The sequence below is a fragment of the Nostoc sp. MG11 genome (genome assembly GCF_014904695.1).
Classification (GTDB): domain Bacteria; phylum Cyanobacteriota; class Cyanobacteriia; order Cyanobacteriales; family Nostocaceae; genus Komarekiella.
Genome location: NZ_JACXXN010000123.1, coordinates 1 through 4,508, shown reverse-complemented (window position 1 = coordinate 4,508; position 4,508 = coordinate 1). Strand labels below are relative to the sequence as shown.

Annotated in this window: 7 protein-coding genes; 6 read left to right on the top strand and 1 reads right to left on the bottom strand. The window is 40.4% G+C overall.

The annotated features are described in order from the left end of the window. The first annotated feature begins 155 nt into the window (after positions 1 to 155). The 6 genes from HCR01_RS37050 (at position 156) to HCR01_RS37025 (ending at position 4,050) form a co-directional block, all read left to right on the top strand. Positions 156 to 407 carry a hypothetical protein gene (locus tag HCR01_RS37050; RefSeq protein WP_193200873.1) on the top strand — a complete coding sequence of 84 codons (252 nt, stop codon included), beginning with the start codon at positions 156 to 158 and terminating at the stop codon, positions 405 to 407. Next, positions 404 to 1,852, top strand: coding sequence for a hypothetical protein (locus tag HCR01_RS37045; protein WP_193200872.1), 1,449 nt, complete (start codon positions 404 to 406; stop codon positions 1,850 to 1,852). Before HCR01_RS37050 ends, HCR01_RS37045 begins: the two co-directional genes overlap by 4 nt. Next, on the top strand, positions 1,845 to 2,243 hold the full coding sequence (locus HCR01_RS37040; RefSeq protein WP_193200871.1) for a hypothetical protein: 399 nt from the start codon (positions 1,845 to 1,847) through the stop codon (positions 2,241 to 2,243). The genes HCR01_RS37045 and HCR01_RS37040 overlap by 8 nt, the downstream gene beginning before the upstream one ends. Positions 2,244 to 2,272: 29 nt before the next feature. Beyond that, on the top strand, positions 2,273 to 3,073 hold the full coding sequence (locus HCR01_RS37035) for a hypothetical protein (protein WP_193200870.1): 801 nt from the start codon (positions 2,273 to 2,275) through the stop codon (positions 3,071 to 3,073). After that, a complete protein-coding gene (locus tag HCR01_RS37030) occupies positions 3,070 to 3,387 on the top strand; it encodes a hypothetical protein (RefSeq protein WP_193200869.1) in 318 nt (105 codons plus the stop codon). The genes HCR01_RS37035 and HCR01_RS37030 overlap by 4 nt, the downstream gene beginning before the upstream one ends. Positions 3,388 to 3,909: 522 nt before the next feature. Continuing rightward, positions 3,910 to 4,050: a RepB family protein gene (locus HCR01_RS37025; protein ID WP_193200868.1), complete on the top strand. Its 141-nt coding sequence runs from the start codon at positions 3,910 to 3,912 to the stop codon at positions 4,048 to 4,050. Positions 4,051 to 4,143: 93 nt separating this feature from the next. Here HCR01_RS37025 and HCR01_RS37020 read toward each other — a convergent pair whose 3' ends face one another. Further along, positions 4,144 to 4,299, bottom strand: a complete 156-nt coding sequence (locus HCR01_RS37020) for a CopG family transcriptional regulator (RefSeq protein WP_193200867.1) — start codon at positions 4,297 to 4,299, stop codon at positions 4,144 to 4,146. Positions 4,300 to 4,508 lie beyond the last annotated feature (209 nt).

Below are 4,508 nucleotides of genomic sequence, written 5' to 3'. Positions count from 1 at the left end.
TTTCTCGGTCTATATCTTGAGGCAGGTTTTGGTTCATATTTGTGATACTCCCCCTGAAGTGTCCTCTTGTCAATACTCTGCCACCTGAATCCTTACGGGTAAATTAAATACTGCGATCGCTGAAGCTGGCAAATAATTAATCAACAAAGGCAATCATGGTCAAACGAATTATTAATCTTGGTGGCGGTACTTATAATGCACACATTGGAGGTGATTATATCCAAGGGGGAAAGAAAGGATTTAAAAATGAATCAACAGAAGCCAAAACTATTGACGTAGAAGTACTCAGTGAAGAAACTGTTGTTGATGATCATGCAGCGGCAGAGACTATTGATACGAATGGTGCAAACTACACTGAACATGTTGGCGGCACAGTAATTAATGGAGATGCAGTTAATTGGAGATGACAAGATTTGATATCAACAAGGCCCAGAGAACCCCCGAACAATGGAGTGCAATTGCCTTTAAGCAAACCGCACAAAACAATATTCAATGGAATATTGCTGGTGGACTGATTGTGGCAGCTATAGCGGCATCTGCCACAAGTCCAGTTACAGGTTTATTGATCGCAGCATGGTCGGTATTCACTAATATCAAAAAAGCTCAGGAAATTCAACGTAATCAAACAGCTATTAGAGAGTATGGTTGTGTTGCTCATGTATTAGACGGGGACGATTTCAGGGGTTACTTGCAACAGGTTGGTAAACAGTCAGTTGAAGAAGAATTGAATTTTGCTGCTGACCAAGGATACTCATTTTCTGATGCTGCTCTCAATTATGCTGAAGCTTTTACACCACAAGTCTTACAGCCACAAACAGCGTTGCCAGTATTGCCAATGTCATCGCGTCCACAAGATGCACCCTCACTAACACAAGTGAGTAATTACCAACCAGATTACACTATCGATATCATTGCTAAGATGACAGACCGGATCACCAATACTTTAATTATTGGTGTACCTGGAACAGGTAAAGGGATGCTCTTGGCTAATGCTATTCGTGCTGCTAAGTCCAAACATTTGGGGTTAAGAGTATTTGTAATTGACCCCAAAGCTGACCCCAAAGAAGCTGGATATTTTGAAGGAATTGCAGACAGAGTTGAGCGGTTTAGATGTGCCGATGCATCCCCAGAAGAGGTAATTGCTTGGTTAGAACGTTGTTTCAACGCATACAATGAATACGTTAATCAACACGGGCGCACTCTGTTGATTCTCGACGAAGGCACTATTTTAGGCAATAAATCTAACCAACTTAAAAGCACTCTCATTCAAGACCGCTTAGTTGCGATTACCAGCTGTGGTGATTCTGAAGGTAAAAATGCTTGGGTCGCTGCACAGTCCCCTTACGTCAAACCATTGGGATTAACTCTAGATACATCTTCCCAACTATCGGTAATTGCTCTAGCTCGTGATTATGACAGCGTTAAACAGTGGGGACGTTCACCTATGCTCGATAAAGTGACGAATGTAGAGTTAGAAAGGCTCGTGAATGCATCCCCTTGTGGTCGTGCAATTTATTTTGGCAAAGAAGGAGGATGGTTCGCCATGCCTTCTCTGCAAAACTACTCTGGCTTTGACCGAGATAATCGAACCTTTGTTGGTGCAGCCTCACCACAAGATGCACTCACTACCCAACAGCGTCTGACGCTTCAAGCGGCAACCGCTACTCAACTTAGTCCTTCTCAAATCATGATTGACAAACTTGAGCGCACAAAGCATCTTACGCTTGAGGCTTTTATTGAGCAAGAGATCGGTGAACGTGAGCGCTTGGATGAATTGAGACAGGCTATCATCCTCACGATTAAGAATGCAAACCATCGTGGACTACTGTACAAATTCAAAATTGATGCTTAAATATCCTAAAAAGTTCGAGTATGCGTCGAACTGGTCAAGGACTTGTCGTCGTGTTTACCGTCTGCAATCACGTTGCACCAACAATCCTCTGCATGGACGGGCAACGGTAGTACATCATCTTCATTATCGGCGATCGCTGCTGCGCCGCATTTTAGAGATATTTCTACTGCATTTTCCTAGTACTTCTGTGTCTGGTTATGAAATTCCTGGTTGGGATTGTGTGAGCTTATGTTCTGGTTGCCATGAGAATTATTACGGCAGAAGTAGTAGCCGCAATTCAGTTCACCATCCCAATGTCTGGGTGCAGTTTGGTGGACTTAACAACCACCAAAAGTTGATTAAAGCGACTGAACTCAGGATTAAGTTTTGGATACTTGCGTTAATGCCTTAGTTGGCCAATAAAGTAGACTTGGAAACATCATGAGTAATATTATTAACATCCGACTGGAATCTGTTCAATACGGTAGCTACTGCTTGTGGATGGGACTTGATGCACAAAGAAATTTGTACATAACTTATCCAGCGATTGAGGCTATTCTCAATTACGACGAAAATTTAGCCAGGACAAAATTAGCGTCGAAAAAGCTGAAATCCTTATACCAAGAGCAATTGAAGGTAGAGCGATTTTCTGTACGTATTGTCAATAAGCCCGAAGGCTTTTCAGTTCCCAAGAATGGGCAAGTTGCAGCGATCGCTTACGAAGGATTTCTTCAACTGGTCAACTTTGAAGTTATTCAGCATAATCCGATAGCCATCAATCTGGTAGTGGCAGGTTTAGGTGACTCACTGCGCTCACTTGCTTACTCCCACTTTGGCATTGCTATTTCAGGTGAACAACGAAACCAATGGTTGTCTGCAAGACATGATGGGAAAATGATTAGGAGAGATTTGACCGATGCCATCAAATCTTATTTAGACCGTCACGAAGAATGCTCGAATAACTACCGCACATTTATTTATATCAATGCGACTGATGCGATGTATAGAGCAGTCTTTGGGATACCAGCCAAACAGATGGAAGAATTATTGGGGTGTTCCCGCCATGAATCGAGAGATTATCTTGATTCCCGTAGTCTCAACAGGATTAACAATGCCGAAGCGGCTTGTGTTGCACAGATTGATAATCGAGATGTTGAGCCAATGCAGGCGATTAAGAATGTAGTGGATTTTTTGTGCTTAACACCGTTACAACCAGTTCCCAAGTTGGAGGCAACCGCATGATTATCCCGTTTGACCTACTGAGAACAGTAACATCAACTGATGGAAAACGCTGTGTTATTGGTACTCCCTATGCTGAGGTAATTGGTATACTCCATTCTAAGCAAGAAGCACTTATCGATTATGAGTTGCGAGGCACATTAGAAATGATTGCTCTTGGAGGTGCATATTCTGGTGAAGGAGTAGACGAGTTTTTGACTGAAATTCTCCAAGATCTTCGAGTTTGGGGATATGTAGAAGAGGTAGAGAGCGATGAACCTTACTGGGTGTTGACATCCAACGGGGTCTTGTTAAAACAAGAGATTGCAGGTTTTTAAAGCTAAAGGAAACAAATATGCCAGAACTACTTTAATGCTTAGCATATTTGTATAAAAAACAACTAGTTAATCTGCTAATTAAGTTATACATATTCCTTTAGATATAAATCTGAATAAGACGAGCTAAAAATACTGTTGTTGACAGCATAATATCAATACAGTTGTTTTTAACTAATAATTCTGAACATACATTTTTAACCCATTACTGCTGCTATGTGTTGGTAGAACTGATATTGAAGTGAGTAACTAATTGCTATGTTTGAAAACAATAACTCTGACTAGGTAAGACACTAAGCTTTTAAAAAATAAACCCGAATTCCAAATGCAAAAAAGGTAATTAGCACAAGTAGCAATTATCAAAAATTATGCTGAGGCTAAACTTTAGTGTTGGTAAGATTTCAGCATTTGTTTAGAAGTTAGTACCACCAATTTTTTGGTGAGTTCTAACGAATGGTATCTTTATTTTTTCTTGTGAGCAGTTTGCAAAGCACAAAAGCAAGTAGTACACCTACTTAATGAAGTATGAGTAAGAAAAATACCGAGAAGCAAATCAGCGTTGACTTAGCATCAGATGAAGCTAAGACACTTGAAAAGTACTGTAAAGAGACGGGGAAAGAAGAAAAGGAGGTAATTAAAGAGCTTGTTCGCAAGTTACCAGATTAACTAGATTTACTACAAATAGATCAACTCTCATGTAATTACCTATCAATTAAATCTCCTCAACTGCTAAAGTAGGAAGTTGGATTTGAGAGATTTTCAATTACTTTTTTCCTCTACCTCAAGAGAGCGGAGCAATTCTCGAATCACATCGGTTGCTGGTCTTCCTGTTACTGCACAGTATTGTTCCAGTTTCTCTGCCTCGCTTGTCGCAAGATTTATTGTCAGTCGTTTCACAGCCCATTTTTTATTCATGATTCCCTTTTATAATCACGTTATATTGCAGAATCAGGAAGAATGTTTTTGGATCAGCTATCAAAATCAACACAACTACTTGATCTGCCTAAAAGTCAGATGTTTACTTAATAGATATTAGCAAGCAAACACTAGCATAACAAGAAAGATGAAACAACATTTATCGTTTGCGCTTACCTGAGCCTCTCATGCAAGTGCGACATGATACT

Coding starts and splice junctions, on each gene's coding strand:
- HCR01_RS37050 (WP_193200873.1), top strand. CDS start 156: ATGGTCAAACGAATTATTAATCTTGGTGGCGGTACTTATAATGCACAC.
- HCR01_RS37045 (WP_193200872.1), top strand. CDS start 404: ATGACAAGATTTGATATCAACAAGGCCCAGAGAACCCCCGAACAATGG.
- HCR01_RS37040 (WP_193200871.1), top strand. CDS start 1,845: ATGCTTAAATATCCTAAAAAGTTCGAGTATGCGTCGAACTGGTCAAGG.
- HCR01_RS37035 (WP_193200870.1), top strand. CDS start 2,273: ATGAGTAATATTATTAACATCCGACTGGAATCTGTTCAATACGGTAGC.
- HCR01_RS37030 (WP_193200869.1), top strand. CDS start 3,070: ATGATTATCCCGTTTGACCTACTGAGAACAGTAACATCAACTGATGGA.
- HCR01_RS37025 (WP_193200868.1), top strand. CDS start 3,910: ATGAGTAAGAAAAATACCGAGAAGCAAATCAGCGTTGACTTAGCATCA.
- HCR01_RS37020 (WP_193200867.1), bottom strand. CDS start 4,299: ATGAATAAAAAATGGGCTGTGAAACGACTGACAATAAATCTTGCGACA.